Source organism: uncultured Devosia sp., assembly GCF_964244875.1.
Taxonomy (GTDB): domain Bacteria; phylum Pseudomonadota; class Alphaproteobacteria; order Rhizobiales; family Devosiaceae; genus Devosia.
On sequence record NZ_CAXTKA010000005.1, the window covers coordinates 54,714 to 77,526 of the forward strand.

21 protein-coding genes and 1 pseudogene are annotated in these 22,813 nt (G+C 62.3%); 13 read left to right on the forward strand and 9 right to left on the reverse strand.

The genetic code is table 11. From position 1 onward, the window contains the following. The first annotated feature begins 67 nt into the window (after nt 1-67). The 4 genes and pseudogenes from ACFE8X_RS07860 to ACFE8X_RS07875 all read left to right on the forward strand — a co-directional run bounded on the left by ACFE8X_RS07860 (nt 68) and on the right by ACFE8X_RS07875 (nt 2,805). Nucleotides 68-1,108: a Gfo/Idh/MocA family protein gene (locus ACFE8X_RS07860; protein WP_375450906.1), complete on the forward strand. Its 1,041-nt coding sequence runs from the start codon at nt 68-70 to the stop codon at nt 1,106-1,108. Further along, nucleotides 1,105-1,339 (forward strand): annotated as a pseudogene (locus tag ACFE8X_RS07865) (GlsB/YeaQ/YmgE family stress response membrane protein). The gene ACFE8X_RS07860 and the pseudogene ACFE8X_RS07865 overlap by 4 nt, the downstream one beginning before the upstream one ends. Nucleotides 1,340-1,413: 74 nt before the next feature. After that, nucleotides 1,414-2,367, forward strand: a complete 954-nt coding sequence (gene lipA, locus ACFE8X_RS07870) for a lipoyl synthase (protein WP_375450907.1) — start codon at nt 1,414-1,416, stop codon at nt 2,365-2,367. After that, nucleotides 2,368-2,805: a type II toxin-antitoxin system RatA family toxin gene (locus ACFE8X_RS07875; RefSeq protein WP_375450908.1), complete on the forward strand. Its 438-nt coding sequence runs from the start codon at nt 2,368-2,370 to the stop codon at nt 2,803-2,805. 8 nt (nt 2,806-2,813) lie between these two features. Here ACFE8X_RS07875 and ACFE8X_RS07880 read toward each other — a convergent pair whose 3' ends face one another. Beyond that, nucleotides 2,814-3,326 carry a CinA family protein gene (locus ACFE8X_RS07880; protein WP_375450909.1) on the reverse strand — a complete coding sequence of 171 codons (513 nt, stop codon included), beginning with the start codon at nt 3,324-3,326 and terminating at the stop codon, nt 2,814-2,816. Continuing rightward, the gene (locus tag ACFE8X_RS07885; protein WP_375450910.1) at nt 3,326-4,516 is read right to left on the reverse strand and encodes a bifunctional 2-C-methyl-D-erythritol 4-phosphate cytidylyltransferase/2-C-methyl-D-erythritol 2,4-cyclodiphosphate synthase; all 1,191 of its coding nucleotides are present in this window, start codon (nt 4,514-4,516) and stop codon (nt 3,326-3,328) included. The genes ACFE8X_RS07880 and ACFE8X_RS07885 overlap by 1 nt, the downstream gene beginning before the upstream one ends. A 175-nt stretch (nt 4,517-4,691) precedes the next feature. Between ACFE8X_RS07885 and dusB the strand changes: the two genes are divergently transcribed. The 8 genes from dusB (at nt 4,692) to hflX (ending at nt 14,830) form a co-directional block, all read left to right on the forward strand. Continuing rightward, on the forward strand, nt 4,692-5,693 hold the full coding sequence (gene dusB, locus ACFE8X_RS07890; RefSeq protein WP_375450911.1) for a tRNA dihydrouridine synthase DusB: 1,002 nt from the start codon (nt 4,692-4,694) through the stop codon (nt 5,691-5,693). Then, the gene (locus tag ACFE8X_RS07895; RefSeq protein ID WP_375450912.1) at nt 5,690-6,814 is read left to right on the forward strand and encodes a nitrogen regulation protein NR(II); all 1,125 of its coding nucleotides are present in this window, start codon (nt 5,690-5,692) and stop codon (nt 6,812-6,814) included. The genes dusB and ACFE8X_RS07895 overlap by 4 nt, the downstream gene beginning before the upstream one ends. Continuing rightward, nucleotides 6,811-8,259, forward strand: a complete 1,449-nt coding sequence (ntrC, locus tag ACFE8X_RS07900; protein WP_375450913.1) for a nitrogen regulation protein NR(I) — start codon at nt 6,811-6,813, stop codon at nt 8,257-8,259. The genes ACFE8X_RS07895 and ntrC overlap by 4 nt, the downstream gene beginning before the upstream one ends. Further along, nucleotides 8,260-9,162 carry a PfkB family carbohydrate kinase gene (locus ACFE8X_RS07905; protein WP_375450914.1) on the forward strand — a complete coding sequence of 301 codons (903 nt, stop codon included), beginning with the start codon at nt 8,260-8,262 and terminating at the stop codon, nt 9,160-9,162. Nucleotides 9,163-9,333: 171 nt separating this feature from the next. Then, entirely contained in the window at nt 9,334-11,640 is a 2,307-nt protein-coding gene (locus ACFE8X_RS07910) for an ATP-binding protein (protein ID WP_375450915.1), read from the forward strand. Next, complete coding sequence (locus tag ACFE8X_RS07915) at nt 11,640-13,022, forward strand: sigma-54-dependent transcriptional regulator (protein WP_375450916.1); 1,383 nt, start codon at nt 11,640-11,642, stop codon at nt 13,020-13,022. Before ACFE8X_RS07910 ends, ACFE8X_RS07915 begins: the two co-directional genes overlap by 1 nt. Before the next feature lie 174 nt (nt 13,023-13,196). Further along, nucleotides 13,197-13,448 carry an RNA chaperone Hfq gene (hfq, locus tag ACFE8X_RS07920; RefSeq protein WP_046138466.1) on the forward strand — a complete coding sequence of 84 codons (252 nt, stop codon included), beginning with the start codon at nt 13,197-13,199 and terminating at the stop codon, nt 13,446-13,448. Nucleotides 13,449-13,456: 8 nt separating this feature from the next. After that, nucleotides 13,457-14,830 (forward strand): GTPase HflX, encoded by a 1,374-nt coding sequence (gene hflX, locus ACFE8X_RS07925; RefSeq protein WP_375450917.1) that lies wholly within the window; start codon nt 13,457-13,459, stop codon nt 14,828-14,830. Nucleotides 14,831-14,980: 150 nt separating this feature from the next. Here the strand turns inward: hflX and mazG are convergent, their stop codons facing one another. Both mazG and ACFE8X_RS07935 read right to left on the reverse strand, forming a co-directional pair. After that, nucleotides 14,981-15,793: a nucleoside triphosphate pyrophosphohydrolase gene (mazG, locus tag ACFE8X_RS07930; protein ID WP_375450918.1), complete on the reverse strand. Its 813-nt coding sequence runs from the start codon at nt 15,791-15,793 to the stop codon at nt 14,981-14,983. 45 nt (nt 15,794-15,838) lie between these two features. Next, on the reverse strand, nt 15,839-16,762 hold the full coding sequence (locus ACFE8X_RS07935; protein WP_375450919.1) for a phytanoyl-CoA dioxygenase family protein: 924 nt from the start codon (nt 16,760-16,762) through the stop codon (nt 15,839-15,841). Between the two features lie 107 nt (nt 16,763-16,869). Between ACFE8X_RS07935 and ACFE8X_RS07940 the strand changes: the two genes are divergently transcribed. Further along, nucleotides 16,870-17,664: an AraC family transcriptional regulator gene (locus ACFE8X_RS07940; protein ID WP_375450920.1), complete on the forward strand. Its 795-nt coding sequence runs from the start codon at nt 16,870-16,872 to the stop codon at nt 17,662-17,664. 236 nt (nt 17,665-17,900) lie between these two features. Here the strand turns inward: ACFE8X_RS07940 and ACFE8X_RS07945 are convergent, their stop codons facing one another. The 5 genes from ACFE8X_RS07945 to tmk are packed head-to-tail and all read right to left on the reverse strand — an operon-like array spanning nt 17,901 to nt 22,809. After that, on the reverse strand, nt 17,901-18,737 hold the full coding sequence (locus ACFE8X_RS07945) for an MBL fold metallo-hydrolase (RefSeq protein ID WP_375450921.1): 837 nt from the start codon (nt 18,735-18,737) through the stop codon (nt 17,901-17,903). Nucleotides 18,738-18,740: 3 nt separating this feature from the next. Beyond that, a complete protein-coding gene (locus ACFE8X_RS07950) occupies nt 18,741-19,520 on the reverse strand; it encodes a TatD family hydrolase (protein ID WP_375450922.1) in 780 nt (259 codons plus the stop codon). A gap of 3 nt (nt 19,521-19,523) precedes the next feature. Continuing rightward, nucleotides 19,524-21,074: a methionine--tRNA ligase gene (metG, locus tag ACFE8X_RS07955; protein WP_375450923.1), complete on the reverse strand. Its 1,551-nt coding sequence runs from the start codon at nt 21,072-21,074 to the stop codon at nt 19,524-19,526. Next, on the reverse strand, nt 21,074-22,126 hold the full coding sequence (locus ACFE8X_RS07960; RefSeq protein ID WP_375450924.1) for an AAA family ATPase: 1,053 nt from the start codon (nt 22,124-22,126) through the stop codon (nt 21,074-21,076). Before ACFE8X_RS07960 ends, metG begins: the two co-directional genes overlap by 1 nt. After that, nucleotides 22,123-22,809 (reverse strand): dTMP kinase, encoded by a 687-nt coding sequence (gene tmk, locus ACFE8X_RS07965; RefSeq protein ID WP_375450925.1) that lies wholly within the window; start codon nt 22,807-22,809, stop codon nt 22,123-22,125. The genes ACFE8X_RS07960 and tmk overlap by 4 nt, the downstream gene beginning before the upstream one ends. Between the last annotated feature and the right edge of the window lie 4 nt (nt 22,810-22,813).

Consider the following 22,813-nt stretch of genomic DNA (forward strand, 5'->3'; position numbering starts at 1 on the left):
GTCCCCGCTTTCGCGAGGACGACACCGTGGGTGGGGTTGGGTCTGGAGAAACAAAGGAGTTATCCACATGGTCAAAGCCATTCAAGTCGGCCTCGGGCATTGGGGTTTCAGCTGGACGAAGGAGGTTATCCCCAAAGTTCCCGCTGTCCACATGGCGGGCTACGTGGATGCCAATCCCGAGGCGATCAAGCGGGTGCAGGTGGAGTTGGGGATCGAGGACAAGCGCTGTTTCCTCAGCCTAGAAGACGCAGCCAAAGGCGTCGAAGCCGATCTGGTGATCGCGACACTGCGCACCGAAGCGCATTACCCGGTGGTCAGGCAGGCACTGGAACTGGGTTTCAACGTGCTGGTGGAAAAGCCGTTTGCGTCAACCATTGCGCAGGCAAAGGAGCTGGTAGCGCTGGCGGAGCAGCAAAACCGGATCCTGATGGTCAGCCAGAACTACCGCTTCCAACCCGCGCCGATTGCCGCGGCCGAATTGATCGGGGCGCAGAAGTTCGGGCCGGTCAATCTGGTGTCGGTGGATTTTCGGCGCCATGCGCCGAGCCAGGGCTATCGCTACTGGGACATGCCCGATCCGCTGTTGGCCGACATGTCAATTCACCATTTCGATTTGATGCGCATGGTGCTCAACGACGATCCAAAACGGGTTTCGTGCCGAACCTGGAATCCGCCGGCGAGCCCGTTCGGGCACCACCCGATGGGGGTTGCGACGGTGGAATTCGAAAAGGGAACCATCGTGTCCTATCGCGGCTCCTGGATGAGCAGTGGTCCGGTTACGCCTTGGGCCGGTGAATGGACCATGGATTGTTCGGAAGGCGAAATCTGCTGGACCTCGCGCGACCATTTCATGGGCAAGGCCGGTCCCGACCGGCTGACAACGCGTGTGCGCGATGCACAACCTGAAGCAATAGCGTTGCAGCCGCTCGATTTCGCCGACCGGACGGGAACATTGGCGGCAATTGCCAAGGCGATCGCCAGCGTATCGGTGCCGGCGCGGTTCAGTTCGGGGAAGGACAATCTGCATTCGCTGGCGCTGGTGCAGGCGACGATTCTGTCAGCCGGGCGCGAGGGCGCCTGGGTCGATATCGCCGAGGTCATGGCGTGACCCAGGAAATCTGGATCTTCCTCGCCATCGGGCTTGTCGCCGGGACGTTGGCGGGCTTCGTGCTCGGCGGTGGCGGCTTGTTGCGCAATCTGATCGTGGGCGTCATCGGCTCGTTCGTGGGCGGGTATTTGCATTTCCTTGCCGATCGAGAACGCGTTGCTGAGCCAGGTCATCACCGCGACGATCGGCGCGGTGGTGGTGATCATCATAGCGCGGGTAATTGCGCGCTGAACGACAGGCCGGCTTGAACCGGCCGGCTTTGGGAGCGATATAAGTCGGCATAGAACTGCCAGTCAGGACCAAAATTGGTTACGCTTATCGACAATTCCATCGTGCGGCCGCGGCACCCCGAAAAGGCCAATCGGCCGGACAGCATCACCCTGCGCAAGCCTGACTGGATCCGGGTCAAGGCACCGGGCTCGCCCGTCTACAAGGAAACCCAGGCCATCGTGCGCGAGCATGGGTTGGTAACCGTGTGCGAGGAGGCGGGCTGCCCCAATATCGGGGAGTGCTGGAGCAAGAAGCACGCCACCATGATGATCATGGGGGAGATTTGCACGCGCGCCTGCGCTTTTTGCAATGTGCGCACGGGTATGCCGGGGCCGCTCGATCCCAACGAGCCGGAAAATGTCGCCAAGGCGGTCGAGAAGCTTGGGCTGCAACATGTGGTGATTACCTCGGTCGATCGCGACGATCTGGCCGACGGGGGTGCGCAGCATTTTGCCGAGGTGATCCGGGCCATCCGCTCGCGTAGTCCCAAGACGACCATCGAGATCCTGACGCCGGATTTTTTGCGCAAGGACGGCGCGCTGGAGATCGTGGTCTCGGCCAAGCCGGACGTATTCAACCACAATCTGGAAACAGTGCCGTCCAAGTACCTCAAGGTGCGGCCGGGCGCGCGCTATTTCCACTCGATCCGGCTGCTGCAGAAGGTCAAGGAACTCGATCCGACCATGTTCACCAAGTCGGGAATCATGGTGGGGTTGGGCGAGGAGCGCAACGAAGTGCTGCAACTCATGGACGATTTGCGCTCGGCCGACGTGGATTTCCTCACCATCGGGCAGTATTTGCAGCCCACGAGGAAGCATCATCCGCTGATCCGGTTCGTGACGCCCGACGAATTCAAGTCTTTCGCGACGGTGGCGGCTGCCAAGGGCTTTTCGCTGGTGTCATCGAGCCCGCTGACCCGTTCGTCCCATCATGCCGGCGAGGACTTCGCCGCTCTTAAAGCCGCCCGTCTGGCAAAACTTGGTCAATGAATGAAGCGCTTTTTTGAACACCACGTGCCGCATCTGCCCCAGCGCATGTTCGATATCGTTGCCGATCTGGAGGACTACCCGCGCTTCGTGCCCAATTGCAAGGCAATGCAGGTGCGTCCAGATGCGAGCGGGCCGGACACGGTGCTGGCCACGATGACGCTGTTCTTCGGTCCGATCACGCAGGCCTATACCAGCCGCGTCGTCAATGACCGGCAGGGCGTGACCATCAAGGCCAAGGCCGTGGACGGTCCGTTCGCCTATCTCGACAGCATCTGGAGCTTCGAGCCGGAGGGCATGGGAACCCGCGTGCGGTTCGAAATTGACTTCAAGATTTCCAACGTGCTGATTGCGGCCGTGGCCGAGCCTGCCTTTGCCGCCAAGCAGGCGCAGATCATCCAGGCCTTCATCGACGAAGCCGACCGCCGGTACGGCAACTGAGTGATTGCCTAGCGATCGTCGTCGTCGGTGCTGGTCAGCACCTGGAGCACGACATCGAGTGCCGCGGCAACGCTGAGTTGGCGAATTTCGGCTCGGCCGAGGTCGCCGAAGCGGTGTTCGATGACCAAAGTCGCCAGTTCTGATGACACGGCCACATAGACCAGCCCGACCGGCTTTTTCTCGCTGCCACCAGCAGGACCGGCAATGCCGGTGACGGCGACGGCATAGTCCGCGTGGGCAGTGTTGCGGGCGCCGTCGGCCATGGCGCGAGCGACTTGGTTGGAAACCGCGCCGTAATCGTGGATCAGCCGCGCCGGCACCTGGATCATGCGCGACTTGGCGGCATTGGCATAGGTGATGTAGCCGCCGAAATAGGCCGCCGAGGAACCGGGAATATCGGTCAATGCCGCGCCGATCATGCCCCCGGTGCAGCTTTCGGCGGTAACGATGGTTTTGCCGGCCTCGGTCAGCAGGGAGATGATCTGCTCGGCCGAACTGGTCTGGAGGCTTGCCGTTGCCATCAGGATTGCCTCGGCAGTTCTACGCTTGCGCTGGCCATGGCCACGATTCCTTCCTCCCGCCCGACAAAGCCGAGCTTTTCGCTGGTGGTCGCCTTGATGGCGATCCTTGATGGTTCGATCCCGAGCGCTTCGCCAATGACAATGCGCATGGCGGGCACATGTTCGGCGATCCTGGGCCGCTCGGCAATGATTGTCACGTCCAGATTGACGATGCGCCCACCGGCCTTGCCAACCAGAAATCCGGCATGCTTGAGGAAAATGCTGGATGCGGCACTTTTCCACTGCATGTCGCTGGGTGGAAAATGAGTGCCGATATCGCCTTCGCCGATAGCGCCGAGAACGGCGTCGGTCAGGGCATGCAGCGCCACGTCCGCATCGGAATGGCCTTGCAGCCCGGCCGTGTGCGGGATGCGCACGCCGCCCAGCCAGACAGCGTCGCCGGGCTCGAAGGGATGCACGTCATAGCCGGTGCCGATGCGGGTCTCCATGATGTTATTTCCCATGACGATGCGCTCGGCCCGCTCGAAATCGGAGGCATAGGTCAGTTTCATATTGTGCTCGCTGCCGATCACCATGGCGACGGTAAGGCCTGCCCATTCAGCGATTTCTGCATCGTCGGTGAACTGCCGCCGCTCGCCTGCGGCGCGAAGGTGCGCCGCCAAAATCTGCTCGAACCGGAAACCCTGTGGCGTCTGGGCCGCGAAAAGCTGGCTGCGGTCCTCGGTGCCTGAGATCAGGCGCCCATCGCCTGAGCGCTTGACGGTATCGCTGATCGCCAGGGCGGGCAGGGACCCATCATATCGCTCCAGCACTGCGATGACATCGCCGATCAGCTCGGCGAAAGCAAATGGGCGCGCTGCGTCCTGGATCAGCACCAGGTCAGGCCGGTGCGGTGCCAGGGCCTTCAGACCCGCCAGCACGGAGGCCTGGCGCGATTCTCCGCCAAAGACCGGCGGCAGCAGGCGCGGGTCGTCCAGGTTTAGATCAGCATAAAGCTGCGAGTGGTCAGGGTTGATTACAGGCAGGACATGGGCGAGATGCGGATAGTCGAGAAAGGCTCTGATCGTGCGGGTAAGGACGGGGGTTCCGGCAAGGGCGCGGTATTGCTTGGGCTCGGTGGCGCCATCGATATTGACCCGCTCGCCCCGGCCGGCGGCGACGACAATGACCGCAATGGTGCTGGGGGGCATAAGGGCTGGAACTCGCACAAGATACTGTCGTACTTGCATGGTCTAACGCCCGCCCCTGCGACCAGCAAGAGCAGCGTCTTAAAATGGACCGCGCGGTTGATAAGATGTTGCGCGTGGCGCGGTTTTGACTATTGTGCAGGCAGTCCTATAAAAATGATCGTTTCCGGGGCAGTCAGTGTCTGAATTTGCCTGCGGGTTGAGCATCGGCGCGCAGTTTGCCCGCAATAATGCGTTTCTTGCACCAATGGCTGGTATCACCGATCGCCCGTTTCGCGAAATTGCCGAGCGGTTCGGAGCGGGGCTTGTCGTATCCGAAATGATCGCCAGCGCGGCGCTGACCACGGGGCATCATGATATGGTGCGCAAACTCGGCAAAGCCGGCCGGTTGCCGCATGTGGTGCAACTGGCGGGATGCGAGCCCGAATGGATGGCGCTCGGGGCCAAGATTGCCTGCGAGGCGGGTGCCGACATTATCGACATCAATTTCGGGTGCCCGTCCAAGCGCGTGACCAATGGTTATGCGGGTTCGGCGTTGATGCGCGTTCCCGATATTGCAATGACGCTGGTCGAGGCCGTGGTCGGCGCGACGCCGCTGCCGGTGACGGTCAAGATGCGGCTCGGTTGGGACGACGAGACCCTCAATGCGACCGAGATGGCACGGCGCGCCGTGGACGCCGGGGCGCAGATGATTACCGTACACGGGCGGACGCGACAGCAGTTTTATAAGGGTGCGGCCCGCTGGGCGCCAGTGCGGGCGGTGGTCGAGGCGGTCGAGGTGCCTGTCGTCGTCAATGGCGATATCGTCGATCTGACGAGCGCAAAGGAGGCGCTGGCGCAGTCGGGTGCGGCGGCCGTCATGCTCGGGCGCGGCGCGCAGGGCCAGCCATGGGTGGTTGGGCAGATTGGTGCACAATTGGCGGGTGAGGTGCCGATAGCAGCGCCGCAGGGTGAGGCGCTCGTTGCTTTGATCCGGGAGCATTACGAGCAGATGCTGATCGAATATGGCGTTCAGGTCGGTGGCCGGGCGGCGCGCAAGCATTTGGACTGGTATATGGAAGCGGCGGGGCTGCTGCTCGACAAGCCGGTGCGCAGCGCGCTGTTGAACAGCGACAATCCCCAAACGATTCTGAAGCTGATCGGCGATATCTTTTCTGGCGGGTGGAAGGCGGCGGCATGATGGATGCTTTGGGGCTCGAAACATCGACCGCTATTTTGCAGGCTTTGCCCCAGCCAATCATCGTCTGCGGCGAGCAGCACCAGATCGTTTTCGTAAACTATGCCGCCGAGGCGTTTTTCGGAGCGTCAATGAGCGTGCTGGCGCGGCAACGGCTGGACGATCTGATCGCGTTCGGATCGCCGATCATCAGCCTGGTCGAGACCGTGATGCTGCGCCGCGCGCCGATGACTGAATATCGCGTGCGGGTCGGCTCATCCCGCTTCGGGGACGAGCGCATTGCCGACGTGTTCGCCAGCCCGATTTCGGACACCGATGGCCGGGTGGCGCTGCTCATCCAGGAGCGGACCATGGCCGACAAGATCGACCGGCAAATGGTGTCGCGCGGCGCGGCGCGTTCGGTAACGGGCCTGGCGTCGATGCTGGCGCATGAAATCAAGAACCCGCTGTCGGGCATCCGGGGGGCAGCGCAACTGCTGGAACAGAGCGTGGCCAGTGACGAGGTGCCGCTGGCGCGGCTGATCCGCGAAGAAACCGACCGCATTGTCGGGCTGATCGACAGGGTCGAGGTGTTTGGCGATGAACGGCCGCTAGAGCGCGAGCCGATCAATATTCATGTGGTGCTGGATCGCGTCAAGCTCTTGGCGAGGAATGGCGTTGGGCAGGGCATTGCCTTTTCGGAGGAATATGATCCGTCGTTGCCGCCGGTGTTTGGCAATCGTGACCAGTTGATCCAAATCTTCCTAAACTTGGTCAAGAACGCCTCCGAAGCGCTTGAACGCACACAGAAACCTGAAATCAAGTTTATGACCGCTTTTCGCCCGGGCATTCGCATCAGCGTCATGGGCGTGTCCGAGCGCATTTCGCTGCCACTGGAAATCGTCATCGAGGATAACGGCCCCGGCGTGCCGCCCGATATCCTGCCGTTCCTGTTCGATCCGTTCGTGACCACCAAGCCGAACGGCTCCGGGCTGGGACTGGCGCTGGTGGCCAAGATCGTGGGCGACCATGGCGGGGTGATCGACTGCGACAGCCGCCCGGGCCGCACGCGTTTCCGTATCCTGCTGCCCGTGGCGAGCGGGGCTTTCAACATGTCGTCGTTTGAAGAGGTGGGCGTCCGATGAGCCACGTTGTGCTGCTGGCCGACGACGATGCCGCGATCCGCATGGTGCTGAACCAGGCGCTGACGCGGGCCGGATACGAGGTGCGTCCGACAGGCAACATTTCCACGATGTGGAACTGGGTCAGCCGGGGCGAGGGGGATGTGCTGATTACCGATGTGGCGATGCCGGACGGCAATGCCTTTGAGGTCATGCCCAAGATCAAGAAGCTGCGGCCAGACCTGCCGATGATCGTGATGAGCGCCCAGAACACCTTCATGACGGCGATTCGGGCGTCGGAGGTTGGTGCCTACGAGTACCTGCCCAAGCCGTTCGATATCACCGAGGTGCTGTCGGTGGTGGCACGGGCCCTGGCCGATGCCAAGAAGCCGACGCGAGCGGAGCGCAAGGCCGAAGAGCCGGGCGAGACTATGCCGCTGGTCGGCCGTTCGACGGCGATGCAGGACATCTATCGGGCGCTGGCACGGCTGATGCAGACCGACCTGACGGTGATGATCACCGGCGAAAGTGGTACGGGTAAGGAATTGGTGGCGCGGGCCCTGCACGACTTCGGCAAGCGCCGGAACGGGCCGTTCGTCGCCATCAACATGGCGGCAATTCCGCGCGATCTGATCGAGGCGGAACTGTTTGGGCACGAGAAGGGGGCTTTTACCGGAGCCAATACCCGCTCGTCCGGCCGGTTCGAGCAAGCCGAGGGCGGCACGCTGTTCCTCGATGAGATCGGCGACATGCCGATGGATGCACAAACGCGGCTGTTGCGGGTACTGCAGGAGGGCGAGTACACGATGGTCGGGGGCCGATCGTCGATCAAGACCAATGTGCGGATCGTCGCCGCCACCCATCGCGATCTCAGCCAGATGATCCGGCAGGGGCTGTTCCGCGAGGATTTGTTCTATCGCCTCAACGTCGTGCCGATCCGGCTGCCGCCGTTGCGCGAGCGGGTCGACGATATCGGCGATCTGGCGATGCACTTTCTCAAGACGTCACAACGCGAAGGCGAGCCGATCAAATCGATTGCGCCTGACGCTATCCGGCTGATGCAGAACTATTCCTGGCCAGGCAATGTGCGCGAACTGGAAAACCTGGTGCGGCGGCTATCGGCCCTCTATGCCGACGAAAGCATTTCGGCGGAAATCGTCCAGAATGAATTGAACATCGCCGACCGGCCACAAGCTGGGGGCACGGCCGGGCCGATGGACGTATCCATGGCGGTGGAAACCCATGTGGGGCAGTTGTTGCGCGAATATGAGCCGAACCTGCCGCCCGCGGGGCTCTACCAACGGGTGATCGACCGTGTCGAGGCGCCCTTGATTGCCATGGCGCTCAACGCCTGTGGCGGCAACCAGATCAAGGCTGCGGATTTGCTGGGATTGAACCGCAATACGCTGCGCAAGAAAATCCGGACCCATAGCATCGAAATCGTCAAGCATAGCCGGCGGAACGGCTAGGTGGCCCTGCCGATCCTGTGCGTGGGCGCGTTGACGCTGGACACCATTTTCAGCGTGGCGGAACTGCCGCCAGGGCCGGGGAAGTTCATTCCGCAGGCAGCGGTTGAGATCGCGGCAGGCATGGCTTCGACCGCTGCGACCGCCATCGTGCGCCTGGGCGGAACCGCGGCGCTGTGGGCATCGGTCGGCACAGACGCGACCGGCAAGCGGTTGATCAGCGAAATTGCGGCAGAAGGCGTCGATTGCGCCGCGGTTCGGCAGGTCGAGGATGCGCGCTCGGCCTTTGCAACGATATTGGTGGACCAGTCGGGCGAGCGGATTATCGTGCCTTACTATGATGGGAAATTGCTTGAGGAGCCGAACGCAAGTCCGACGATTAGCAGCGAAAAACTGGCTGCGGTCATGGTCGATGTGCGATGGCCGAAAGCCGCAGCCCGAGCGTTAGCTGCGGCCCGTTCTGCAGGGATTCCGGCAGTGCTGGATGCCGATGTGGCGCGGCCCGAGACCTTGGACCTTCTGCTGCCGCTGGCGACGCATATCGTTGCTTCCGATGTGGCGGCGCAGCAGATTACGGGAGAAGCGCGACCAGCGACGGCCGTGGAAAGGCTGGCGGAACGATACGAGAGCTTTGTGGCGGTAACGGCGGGCGGCGACGGCGTGTACTGGTTTGACGCCAAAAATGGCGTGTTTCGGCACTGTCCAGCGCCCAAGGTCGTGGTCCGCGATACGCTTGCGGCAGGTGATGTGTTTCACGGCGCGTTCGCGCTTGGCTTGGCGGAAGGCATGCCGATGGATCGGATCGTGGCGTTTGCGACCACTGCCGCGGCGATGAAGTGCGAGGTGTTTGGCGGGCGGCTAGGAGCGCCAAGTCGCGCAGAGGTTGAAGTGAGGATGCAAAAATAGGGCAGAGCGAGGGTCCGGCTCGTCTTAAGGAGCGCGCCCGCAGGACTAACTGTCACATTTTGGCAACATTTGTGTTGAACGGATGACCGAATTGGGTCAGACTTTGCTGTCCCCTGCGGAGGCCGTCATTTGGCTTTGGGCATAAGCGACGATATAACGCCAAGCGCCGAATTGAGCCATCCGGTAACGGAGGCAAAAGTCGCGAGTGGGCGGCTGACGTTCTTTGTCGGCCAAAACAATCGTGCGCTCCGCGTGTTGGGCTTCGTGGTCGTGCTGGCATCGGTGCTGATGTCCTCGATCTCGTTCCTGGTGCTGTCCGGCGCGACTACCGTGCAGCCGTCGGCCGAGATGTGGACCGTTATCTGGGTGGTGACCGGTATCCTGGTGCTGCTGATGATCGCCCTGGTGCTGACCGAGGCGACATTGCTGTTCCAGGCGCGGATGCAGCAGCAGGCCGGCGCGGGCCTGCAGATTCGCCTGGTGACGATGTTCGCCCTGGCAGCGGCGGTTCCGGCGGTGATTGTGGCCATCGTGGCCACCATCACGCTGAACCAGGGTCTGGACCAGTGGTTTTCGGAGCGGACGCGCGCCATGGTGGAAAGCTCGCGGCTGGTGGCCCGCTCCTATATGCTAGAGCATGCGCAGGTCCTGCGTGACGACATCATCTGGGTTGCGACCGAGTTGGAGCAGGCGCGCGGCACTTTTGAAGCCGATCGTGAGCGCTTTCAGCGCATTTTGACGGCTCTGGCCGTGACGCGGTCCCTGCCGTTTACGTCGTTGATCTCGGAGGATGGCGATACGCTGATGCGCGCCCAGATCAACGTGCAGGGCGCCTATCCGAAGCTACCGCAAGGGGTGGCCCAAGGGGTCGTGGAAGGTATTCCGACAGCGATCGCGCCGGGTCAAACCAAGAATGTGGGCTCGGTGGTCAAGCTGCGCGGCTATGATAATACATACCTTTTCGTGGCGCGGCCGGTCGATCCGGAAGTGCTCGAATATATGCGTTTGACCGACCAGAACATTACCGAATACCGCCAGTACGCGTCTAACCGGTTGGTGTTCCAAATCACCTTTACGATCATGTATGTGGGGCTGGCGGCGGTGCTGTTGCTGGCGGCGCTGTGGATCGGGATAGCCCTGGCGAACCGGTTCGTCGATCCCATCCGAAATTTGATGATTGCGTCCAACCGCGTCAGCCAGGGCGATCTGGACGTGCAGGTCCCAGTCCTAAAAGGGCGGGGTGACTTCCGGGATTTATCAAATCGTTTCAATCGGATGACGCAGCAGTTAAAGAACCAGCGCGAAGCCCTGTTGACCGCGAGCGAAATGAACGAGAAGCGCCGGCAGTTTACCGAGGCGGTGGTGGAAGGGGTGTCGGCAGGCATTATCGGACTGGATCCGTTTGGCGCGGTGACGCTAGTCAATCCACGTGCCACCGAAATGCTGGGCCGTGATGAAATTGCCATGATGGGCGAGCCGATCGAGGAGGTTATGCCGCAGTTGGCGCCAATCCTGGAGCGGGCGCGGTCGGCGCGGCGCGGGCAGGTGCGCGACCAGATTTATCTGGGCAACGAAACCGACCGAAAAACCTACCAGGTTCAGCTGACCCGCGAAGGCTCGATGGCGGAGTCCAAAGGTTACGTGCTGACATTCGATGATATTACCGACCTGGAATCGGCACAGCGGACCAGTGCCTGGGCCGACGTGGCTCGGCGGATCGCCCATGAGATCAAGAATCCGCTGACACCGATACAATTGTCGGCCGAGCGCCTGCGGCGACGTTATGGTACACGACTGGACGACGATCGCGATGTATTTGACAAATGCATCAACACGATTGTGCGGCAAGTGGGCGATATTGGCCGCATGGTGGACGAATTCTCGGCGTTTGCACGGATGCCCGAAGCGGCACCGGAAATGGCGGATCTCAGCGATACCGTGCGGCAGGCGGTGTTTCTGGAAAGCGTGCGGCTGCCAGAAATTTCGATCCATACCGACCTTCCCGAAGCGCCGATCTACGCCTATTTCGACAGCAGGCTGATTTACCAGAGTTTGACAAATTTGATAAAAAATGCCGTGGAAGCTTTTGAGAGTGTGGAATTATCCGCAGCATATCGGCCGGCTATCATCGTGCAGGGGCAGGTGGAAGGCAATCATGCGCGGATCGCCGTGTCGGACAATGGCAAGGGCTGGCCAAAGGATAATCGGCAGCGGCTGCTCGAGCCCTATATGACCACGCGCGAGAAGGGAACGGGGCTTGGCCTTGCCATCGTCGCCAAGATTATCGAGCAACATGGAGGCCTGGTGGAACTGGTCGATGCGGAGCCTGACAATGATGGCCGTATTGGCGCTTGCGTTACCTTTACGTTACCGCTGACGGCACCTTTCAGGGCAATTCGCGACACTGCTTCCAACCAGACAGACGCCGGGCCGGTTCAAACGGAGGAGCCGCTGCTTGCAGCGGTCGTTCATAAATAATGGCACTCGATATTCTGATCATTGATGACGAAGACGACATCCGCGACCTGATCGCCGGTATCCTGGAAGATGAGGGTTTTGAAACCCGCCAAGCCCACGACGCTGATAGCGGCCTTAACGAAATTGCGCGCCGGCGGCCGAGCCTGGTGTTTCTCGACATCTGGATGCAGGGCTCGCGGTTGGACGGGTTGCAATTGCTGGATGTGTTCCAGAGCCAGCATCCGGACATGCCGGTCGTGATGATCTCGGGCCATGGCAATGTGGAGACCGCGGTTTCGGCGATCCGGCGCGGGGCGTACGACTACATCGAAAAGCCGTTCCAGATCGACCGGCTGCTGCATATTACGCAGCGGGCGATGGAGGCTACACGGCTGCGCAACGAGGTGGCGGAGCTCAAGGAGCGCTCATCCGCCAAGAACGGGGACATGGTGGGAACGTCTCCGGCGCTGCAACAGGTTCGGGGGGTGATCGACAAGTCGGCGCCGACCAATTCGCGCATCTTCATTTCCGGGCCTTCGGGCGCCGGCAAGGGGTTGGTGGCGCGGTTGATCCATCAGCGCAGTCCGCGCACCGATGCGCCGTTCGTGGAGATCAATGCATCGCTCTATGCGCCCGAGGAAGTGCCGGTGGCGCTGTTTGGACGCGAAGTGCGCGAGAAGACCGGCACGTTGCGGGCCGAGGTCGGTGCGCTGGAAAAGGCGCATGGCGGCACGCTCTATCTATCGGAAGTGACGACGCTGCCGGCGCAGACGCAGACGGCGCTGCTGCGCACGCTGGTGGAAAACCGCTTCACGCGGGTTGGCGGCACCCAGGCGGTGCCCATCGACGTGCGCATCATCGCCGCCAGTTCACAGAACGTGGCGGCGCAGATCGAGGCGGGCGAATTCCGGTCGGACCTGTTTCACCGGCTGTCGATCGTGCCGCTGCCGCTGACGCCGCTCAAGGAACGCCGCGAGGACGTGCCGCCGCTGGTCAACGTGTTCATCGACCAGGTTTGCCGCATGCATAACTTGCAGCGCCTGGCGGTGGGCGACGATGCCATGGCGGTGCTGCAGGCGCAGGAATGGCCCGGCAATGCCCGGCAATTGCGCAATTCGATCGAACGCCTGCTGATCCTGATGAAGGACCAGCAGCCTGAAGACGGGGTGATCAGCGCAGCGATGCTGCCGTCCGATATCGGCGAGGTCTTGCCCACTGTGGGAGACACCGACGCATCGGCTCATCTGATGAGCCTGCCATTGCGCGACGCCCGCGAGGTGTTCGAACGGCAATACCTGGTGGCCCAAATCGAACGGTTCGGCGGGAACATTTCCAAGACGGCGGAGTTCGTTGGAATGGAACGCAGTGCATTGCACCGCAAGATCAAGTCGCTGGGTCTTTAAACCTGCCGAAATATCGCCCGTGCCATGCACCAGGCGCGGGTAGGCAGTAAAAGTCTTCTGTGCAATAGTGACAAGGGTCTATTGGACCAAGGGGGCAGGGCGGCTGCCTCCGAGAGACCTGGCATTCCCAGGCAATTATAACAGCGGTATCCAATGCCGCGAAAAGAGGCCTCAATGCCCAGCGAGAAGCAGCAAAATCTGCAAGACTCCTTCCTCAACCATGTTCGCAAGCAAAAAGTCCCGGTGACGATTTTTCTCGTCAATGGTGTCAAACTGCAGGGGGTTATTACCTGGTTCGACAATTTCTGCCTGCTCCTGCGGCGCGATGCGCAGTCGCAACTGGTTTATAAGCATGCCATCTCGACCATCATGCCCGGCGCTCCGATCCAGTTGTTCGACCCCGAGCAGAACCAAGACAGCGACTGATTTCGACAATGGACGAGAATGACGATACGGCTGCCGAACCGGGCGGCCCCAAGGCCTTCATCGATCAGCGCGAGCATCCCACGCGGGTTGGCCTGGTGGTGCCAGATGTGCGCGGCAGTTTTTCCCAGCACAGCATCGATGCCCGCAAGGCGGAGTTCGAGGGCTTGGCGGAAGCCATCCGGCTTGAGGTGGTTTTTTCCGAGATCGTCAAGGTTCGCGAGGTCAAGCCCGCAACGTTTATCGGGGGCGGGCATACCGAAATGCTGGCTGGTCGCGTCAAGGGCGAAGACATCGACCTGCTGCTCGTGGACGCAGCGCTGACGGCCATCCAGCAGCGCAATCTGGAAAAGGAAACCGGCGCCAAGGTGCTCGACCGCACGGCGCTGATCCTGGAGATTTTCGGCGAGCGCGCAGCGACGCGTGAAGGCGTGCTGCAGGTTGAACTCGCGCATCTGAACTATCAGAAGGGCCGGCTGGTGCGCTCTTGGACCCATCTTGAACGCCAGCGCGGCAGCGGCGGCTACGGGTTCATGGGTGGTCCCGGTGAGACCCAGATCGAAAGCGATCGCCGCCAGATCACCGACCGTATCGTACTGCTGGAGGAGCGGCTGGAAAAAGTGCGCAAAGTGCGCGCCCAGCAGCGCGGCAAACGTGAAGACACCAAGTTCCCGGTGGTGGCGCTGGTTGGCTATACCAATGCCGGCAAGTCGAGCATTTTCAATACGCTGACCGGGGCAGGGGTGTTTGCCAAGGACCTGTTATTCGCCACGCTGGACACCACGTTACGCAAGCTGGCACTGCCGCACGGGCGCGAGGTGATGTTGAGCGACACGGTTGGCTTCGTTGCCGACCTTCCGACCGACCTGGTGGCAGCTTTCCGCGCGACGCTCGAAGAGGTCGTTGACGCCGACATCATCCTGCATGTTCGCGACGTCGCCAATGACGACCACCTGGCGCAGGCGCTGGACGTGCTCAAGGTGCTTGGGGATCTTGGCGTTTCGGCCGAGACTACTCCCATTATCGAGGTGTGGAACAAGGTTGACCTGCTGCCGGCGACCGATGATCCAGATGACCTGCTGAATATTGCGACGCCGACGGGGAAGGTTGCGGCGATCGTGCCAGTTTCGGCCAAGACCGGGCAGGGGCTCGATGCCCTGAAGCTGGCGATCGAGGCGGGACTGGCCGACAAGAGCCGGACCTATCATGTGCATGTGCCACATGCCGCCGGCGCCGATATCGGCTGGCTGCACTCGCATGCCGAAATCATCACCCGCGATGAGCCGACCGAAAAAGGCAGCGGCTTCGTGGTGCGTGTCGAGCCGAGACAAAAAACGGCGTTCCTCGAGCGGTTCAACGGGCGCATCGAGAGTTCCGACGCCTAACCGGTCGCCGAGCAGATGATGCTGGTCTGCAAATACCAGTTTTCTGCGCTTCCGGTCCTCACGTACCTGAAAGTACGCTCCGGTCCGGTTCTCGAAAACTAGCATTTTCGACTGAGCTTGATCTGCCGTCGGCCGGTTAGGTGCTGACTGCTAGCTCGTCTTATCTGCAGCCCTGATTTCATTCCAATAGCCATCAAGCCGCTCCAGGCCGGCCGCCTCGACTGCAACGCCATCCTCGCGGGCACGGGCTTCGACGTGGTAGAAGCGGCGGGTGAATTTTTGATTGGCGTCGCGCAGGGCGGCTTCGGCGTCGACGCCGGCATGGCGGGCCAGGTTGGCAACGGCGAAGAGGAGATCGCCGATTTCCTCATGGGTGGCCGCCTCATTGCCGGAGGCCGCAGCGTCCATGACCTCGGACAGCTCCTCACTGACCTTGGCATTGACGGCGGCCAGATCGGGCCAGTCGAAGCCGACGCGTGCCGCGCGCCTGGTGAGCTTTTCGGCGCGAGCCAGGGCGGGCAGGGTGTTGGCCACGTCGTCGAGAACCGAGGGCAGGCCATCCCCCTTGCGGGCGGCCTTGGCGGCGCGCTCCTCGACCTTGATGGCCTCCCAGCGGCTCTGCGCCGCATCGGCATCATTGGCTTCAAGAGCGCCGAAGACATGCGGGTGACGCCGGATCAGCTTGTCGGTAATGGCATAGATGACGTCGCCAATATCGAAGTGGCCGGCCTCGCTGGCCATCTGCGCGTGGTAGATCGGCTGCAGCAACAGGTCACCCAGTTCCTCGCGCAGATCGGCAAAGTCCTGCCGTTCGATGGCGTCGGCGACCTCGTAGGCTTCTTCGATGGTGTAGTGGCGGATGGTGGAGAAATCCTGCACCAGATCCCAGGGGCAGCCGCCAACGGGATTGCGCAGAGCGGCCATGATGTCGATCAGGCGGGAAATATCGCGGGAGGGCTGCATGGCGAACTCGACTACAGAATCGGTCCGCCAAGCTTAGCAAGGCCGCTATAGCATGTCGTCCAGTGACCAGTGATTGGCCCAGCGGGCATCGATTTCGTCGCTGACGCGCTGGTAGCGAATGTCGGTGGACAGGCGCATGCGGCCATCTGTGGCCTCATTGGCAGTGGCGGCATGGATCATGTAGGGCGAATGCAGCATGACATCGCCGGCCTCATAATCGGCCATCAGCCAGCGGGCGTCGAACTTGTCGGCCAGTTCGGCCAGGTTCTTGGTCAACCAGCCGCCGGCAGCCATGTTTTTATTGTAGGCGCTGACGCGTTCATCGGGAGTGAGATCAGCATTGGCGGCGGCAAATTCTGCCTCCATCGTGCGCCCAAGGGTGTGCGAGCCTTCCAGATAGACCAGGCCGCCCATGTGGACGGGAACGTCGCCGATGGGAATCCAGGCGGTAACGAGGCGTTCGGTGCCGCCGCGGATGTAGACCAGATCATAGTGCGCGCCGGTGCTCGCCGCATCGCGGGGGCGGGTGTAGCGGATGATCTTGCGCTTATGCAGATAGGACAGGCCTTCGAGAAAATCGTCCATGAAGCCGACGAGACGCTCGTGCATGCAGAATTTTTCATAGCGCGCGGAGCGGACCCATTCCATCAGCAGCTTGCGTGCCAGGGGTTCGGCCTGGGGGTCGCGGCGGCAGATTCCGTCGGCCGGGTCGGTGCCAGGCTCCAGAATGCCGGCCGCGGCCATGAAGGCGAAGAACTCGGCGCGATGAGACAATATGTCGGCACGGGGGAGCAGTCCCTTGACCAGCAGACAACCCTGTTCGTGGAATTGCCGGCGCAGTTCAGGCATCGGGGTTGTCGGGCGGGTCGCGGGCAGCCAGCCGAGCCGCGAGGGGGCGTTGCTCAAGGGCACGCCGTTGGAGTGCAATGCGGGCAAAGACGGTGACTGGTGCAGCTCGGCTGTCGGCATGATACTCTCCCCGTGGTTTTCAACCGATCAGTATGCCTGTTGCCTTGCCAAGCCAATGATCTGGTCGCTCAACTGGACTTATTGCTCACTTTGGGTAGTCTCGAGCCATGGCGCTTGCGCGGTATCGATCCATTGCCGAGCCGTTTCGATCGTTTCCGATCCACTGTACGGGCATTGGCTCGCAACGGGCCAGCCGGCCTTGTCTCAACCGGCGCTTGCCGGGTTATGGCGTCGTCGTGGTCTCAAGCGGCAAGGGCTGGTTCTGGTCGGAACGGCAGCCCAAGTGCTCGCTGGAGGGACCCGTCGCGTTCTGGCTGCACCCTGGGATTGCGCATAGCTACGCACCCGATGCGAGCGGTTGGAGCGAACATTGGGTGCTGATCGAGGGCATCTGGCTGGAGCAGGGCGCTGCGGACCTGGTTCCTTCACCGGACACGCCTGTCGTGCCGATCACCAGGCCGGCGGCGCTCGAGGCGGCGATGAGCGCTATACGCGGCCACTTTGTCGGGCAGACTACGATGACCACGGCGATCGCCGGTGCCGATGTGCTCGGCCTGCTGCTGCTTCTGGCGAATCAGCCGCCAGGTTCGGCCAAGCGGGACGGCCATACCGCCTTGGCCGAAGTCGACGCGCGGCTGAGTGTCAGCGAAATCGTCCGGCGCAGCGGCATTCCGGCTTCGACGCTGCGGCGACGGGCGCGGCAGCAATTGGGAACCTCGATCAAGGCGGAGCAACTGCGGCAGCGGCTCGACGGCGCCAAGGAACTGCTGGCCACCAGCGCGCTGCCGATCGCCGCTATTGCGGAAGCATCCGGGTTTAGCGACCCGTACTATTTTTCACGCCTGTTCAAACGGCGAGAGGGCATGACGCCGAGCCAGTTTCGACAGTTGAACCAACGCTGACCGGGCCGCTGGGGTACAGGCTAGCAATCCATCTGGTGGCCGTTACAGGCCGCACTCCGCCATCATGGAAATTCGCATAATATATATTATGGAACCTTTGATGTATGGAAGTGTCGGAATTTGGCGGGTCTTAGGCGGTTCGCTGAATCAGCACCCAGGGTTGACCGCTGCAAGGATCATTGGGCCGCCTTCGATGCCCATCTTAGTGCAGCTGCGTGGCCTGGGGATAAGTGGCGTCAGGGATTGATGATCGTGCCTGCGATGACGTCGATGCGCATGCCGTCGAAGGCTGGGTCGACGTGGGCGGGCAAGCTCGATCGGAGCGTTTGGTAGTCCATGTCGATGTGCATGTTGGTCAGCACGGACCGGGTCGGCGCGAAGCGTTCGATCAAGCCCAGGGTTTCGGCAAGGCTCAGATGACTGGGATGCGGCCCAGGGCGCAGCGCGTCGATGACCCAGAATGCAAGGCCCGATACGGCGGCGTCGGAGTGTAGCGGAATGGCGGACAGATCGCAGGAATAGGCAAAGTCGCCGACGCGAAAGCCGAGTGACGTAATGGTCCCATGCGTTTGTTCGAACACGTCGACGGTGATGGCGCCGCCGGGGCCATCGACCGACAACACGGCGCCGGGCTCGATTTCATGGGCGGTCAGAATAGGCGGATAGTCGCTGCCGGGCGGCGCGGAAAAACAATAGCCAAAGGCTTGCCGGATGCGGGCACCGGTCGCGGCGGTGAAGTAAACGTCGACGCGCTTGCGGTCGTTGAGGGCCAGCACGCGCAGGTCATCGATGCCGTGGGTATGGTCGGCATGCTCATGGGTATAAAGGACGGCGTCGACGCGCCCGACATTGGCATCCAGCAACTGTTCGCGCAGGTCGCAGCCGGTGTCGATCAGGATCCGGGTAGGTTCGGACACGCCGTCGGTCCAACCCTCCAGCAGCAGTGCGCAGCGGCGGCGGCGGTTGCGCGGCTCGGCGGGATCGCAATCGCCCCAGATATTGCCGATGCGCGGCACGCCGCCCGAGGAGCCGCAGCCGAGTATGGTGGCAATGATGGTCTGGGCGCTTGACACGGCCTAGGCCAGCCCAGTCTTGAAGAACAGACGGGCAAAATTGGCCGTGGTTTGGGCGCCCAGGACGTCGATGCTCACGCCGCGCAGATCGGCCAGTTTTTCGGCGGTATGGCGCACGAAGGACGGTTCGTTGGATTCGCCGCGATGCGGTATTGGCGCGAGATAAGGTGCATCAGTTTCAACGAGATAGCGGTCTTCGGGGACAAATTTGGCGACGTCGCGGATGTCTTCGGCGTTCTTGAAGGTGATGATGCCGGAAAAAGAAATATAGCCGCCCAGATCGAGCGCGGTACGGGCGAGGGACTGACCGGCGGTGAAGCAGTGCAAGACGAACGGGAAGGCCCCCTGCCCGGCTTCGTCCCGGAGGATCGCGGCCATCTCGTCGTCGCATTTGCGGCTGTGGATAACCAGTGGAAGACCGGTGATCCGGGCAGCGGCGATATGGCGGCGCAGGCCCGTGGCCTGGGCCTCTCGCGGGGCGTTATCGTAAAAATAGTCGAGGCCGGCCTCGCCGATGGCAACGCAGCGCGGATGGGCGGAGAGCCGGACCAGATCGTCGGTTTGAACGTGCAATTCCTGGTCGGCATTGTGCGGGTGGGTGCCGACCGAGCACCAGACGTTCGGGTAACGTTCCGCTATCGCCGCGTATGTGGAAAACTTATCCACAAGCGTGGATATTGTTACCATTCCGGTAACGCCGACAGCAGCGGCGCGGCTCAGGACGCCGTCGATGTCACCGGCGAGCGCGTCGAAATCGAGATGGCAGTGGCTGTCGATCAGCATGGCTCATTCGGCCTTGCGCTCGAGGCGGGCAAAGACGCCTTGGGGGACCGGAAGATCGGTTCCGGGCACCAGACGATCCGACACGCCGGCGTCCGCCAAAGTGCGCTGGTCGGCGGGAACGCCCAATTGATCCAGCAGCGCTTCGGCCGATCGCGGTACGAAGGCCTGCATTGGAATGGTCAGGCGGCGGACGGTGTCGGCGGTGATGTAGAGCACGGTGGCCATGCGGGTGAGGTCGGTTTTTTTGAGAGCCCAGGGCTCCTGGCCGGCGAAGTAGTTGTTGGCGGAACTAAGGGCGGCGATGATGGCGCCGGCGGCTTCGTGGACGAGCTGGGCGTCCATGGCGCGCTGGGCTACCTGGAGCGCCTCGTCGACCTCGCGGATGAGGGCCAGATCCTCGGCTGAATGTGGGCCGTGCTCGGGCACCTTGCCATCGCAGTTCTTGTTGATCATCGATAGCGAGCGTTGCGCCAGATTGCCGAGGTTATTGGCGAGGTCGGCGTTGACGCGATTGACCAGCTTGTCGCGGCTATAGTCGCCGTCCTGGCCGAAGGACACTTCGCGCAACAGGAAATAGCGCAGCTGATCGACGCCGAACTCCTCGGCCAGTGCAAAGGGATCGACCACATTGCCCAGCGACTTGCTCATCTTTTGCCCGTCGACGGTCAGGAAGCCATGGGCGAATACGCGATGCTGCACGTCGATGCCCGCGCTCATCAGGAAAGCGGGCCAATAGACGGTGTGGAAGCGGATGATGTCCTTGCCGATGACGTGCAGGTCGGCCGGCCAGAACTTCTTGAACAACTCGCTCTGCTCATCGGGAAAACCGACGCCGGTGATGTAGTTGGTCAGCGCATCGACCCAGACATACATGACGTGGCCGGGCGCGTCGGGTACCGGAATGCCCCAATCGAATGTGGTGCGCGAAATCGAGAGGTCCTGCAGGCCGCCCTTGACGAAGGAGATGATCTCGTTGCGCCGCTCGCGGGGCGCGATGAAATCGGGATTGGCTTCGTACAGAGCCAGCAACCGCTCCTGATAGGCCGAGAGGCGGAAGAAATAGGTCGGCTCCTCGACCCACTGGACTTCGGCGCCCGAGGGCGCGAAGCGCTTGCCGTCCTTTTCGGTGAGTTCGTCATCATCGAAATAGGCTTCGTCGCGCACCGAGTACCAGCCCTTGTAGGTCGACTGGAAAATGTCGCCATTGTTGCGCGCCGCCATCTTCTGCCAGATGGCTTGGCTGGCGTTGTGATGGCGCGGCTCGGTGGTGCGGATGAAGTCGTCGTTGGAGATATCCAGAACTTCGGCAAGCCGCCGAAATTCGCCGGCATTGCGATCGGCCAGTTCACGCGGCGTGATGCCCTGCGCGGCCGCCGTCTGCACCATCTTAATGCCGTGCTCGTCCGTCCCGGTCAGGAAATAGACCTCGCGCCCTTCCAGCCGCTTGAAGCGGGCGATGGCGTCCGTGGCGATCATCTCGTAGGCATGGCCGATATGGGGGGCGCCGTTTGGATAGGAGATCGCGGTCGTCACGTAGAAAGGTTTGGCGGACATCAGGGCTCGATGGAAACGGGGGTGGTGGTCTCGATGTGCCTTCTGATCGCGTCGAAGATGGCGACGAGCGTCTGTTTGGCGTCCAGATTGATGCTGTCGGCCTCGGCAAGCAGGGCTTGTGCCTTGTCCCATAGTGCGTTGGCGGAGGCAAGGCGATAGCGGGCAGCGGGTTGCAGGGCAGCGGCATGCGCTTCGCCAGCCAGCCAATCGCTCAGCAGTTCGCGGGCGAAGGACATTTCGGGGCTTTGCGCATCGGCGCCCAAGGCTTCGGCGAGCTTGACATGGACGCTGGATGGATGGGCGGCAGGCGCGGTCAGCCAGGCCTGGAGGGCGTCCAATGCGGTGTCCCGCCCCAATGCGAGGGTTTCAAAAGCACGCCTGGGCCGCCCGCCTGCAAGCCGGACGGCACGCTCGCTCTGGTCGGAGGCGAGGTCGGGTCGCTGGCTGGCCAGCACGGCGCGGACATCGGCGTCGGCCAGGGGGCGCAGGCCAAGGCTGTGGCAGCGCGACTTGATGGTGGGGAGCAATTGCCCGGGACGATGGGAAATCAGGAAGAAGGTGGTGTCGGCGGGCGGCTCTTCCAGTATCTTGAGCAGGGCGTTGGCGGCAGCGCTGTTGCAATCATCGATGCTGTCGATGATGGCGATGCGGTGGCCCGCGCGCCCGCGCGTCTGATGCAGGCGATCGCGCAATGGGTGCCGATCCCCGTCTGGCCGCCGGGCGACCTGGTCGACCGTGATGACGGTGCTCAGCTTGGTGCCGGCCTTGTTGAGGGTTCGGCGCAAAACGAACAGATTGGGATGCGCACCGGCCGCGACCTGGTCATCAACGCGATGGGCGTCTTCGTCGCCGGTGGCCGCGATGATGAGGCGGGACACGTAAAAGGCCAGCGTTGCCTTGCCGATGCCTTGGGGGCCATGCAGCAGGACGGCGCCGGGAAGCCGGCGCTTGTCGAGCCGGTCGAGAAGTGCGAGGCGCGCAGACTCGTGGCCCCAAAGAAGGCCATGCTGCTCGGGCGCAGCGACATCGTCCAGGCCTTCGGTCTCGCTCACGCGCGCGCCCTGCCCGCAAGCTCGGGGAATTTGGCGCTGACCACGCTCCAGATTGCGGCTTCCAGGGCGTCCTCGCTTTGTTCGGCAGAGATGACGACGCAGCGGTCGGGATTGTCGCGGGCGATGGCGAGAAAGCTTGCGCGCAAGCGCTTGTGCCAGTCGATGTCTTCTTTTTCAAAACGATCACCGGTCAGCGCCAGCCCGTCCTCGATGGCGCGTTGGGCGACGCGCTTGAAGGCGATTTCAGGATCCATGTCGAGCATGATGGTGAGGTCTGGTCCATGACCGTCCAGAGCCAGAGTTTCGAGGGCAACGATCAGCTTGTCGTCGACGCCGCCGGTCAGGCCCTGATAAGCCCGGGTGCTGTCATGGAAGCGGTCGGAGATGACCCAGCGGCCGGCGGCCAGATTGGGCGCGATCAGTTCGTTGACGTGGTTGAGGCGGGCGGCCGCGAACAGCACCGCCTCGCCGCCCGGCCCCCAGCTTTCGGAGCGGCCCTGCAAAATGAACGAGCGCACCGCTTCCGCCTTGGCCGTGCCGCCGGGCTCGCGGGTGCGCACGGCATCGATCGCTGCATTGGCGAGATTGGCCAGGAGGCGCTTGACCTGGGTCGACTTGCCGACGCCTTCGCCACCTTCAAAGGTGATGAAGCGGGCGCGGCTGGCCTGTGAGGCGTCAAGCATCGGG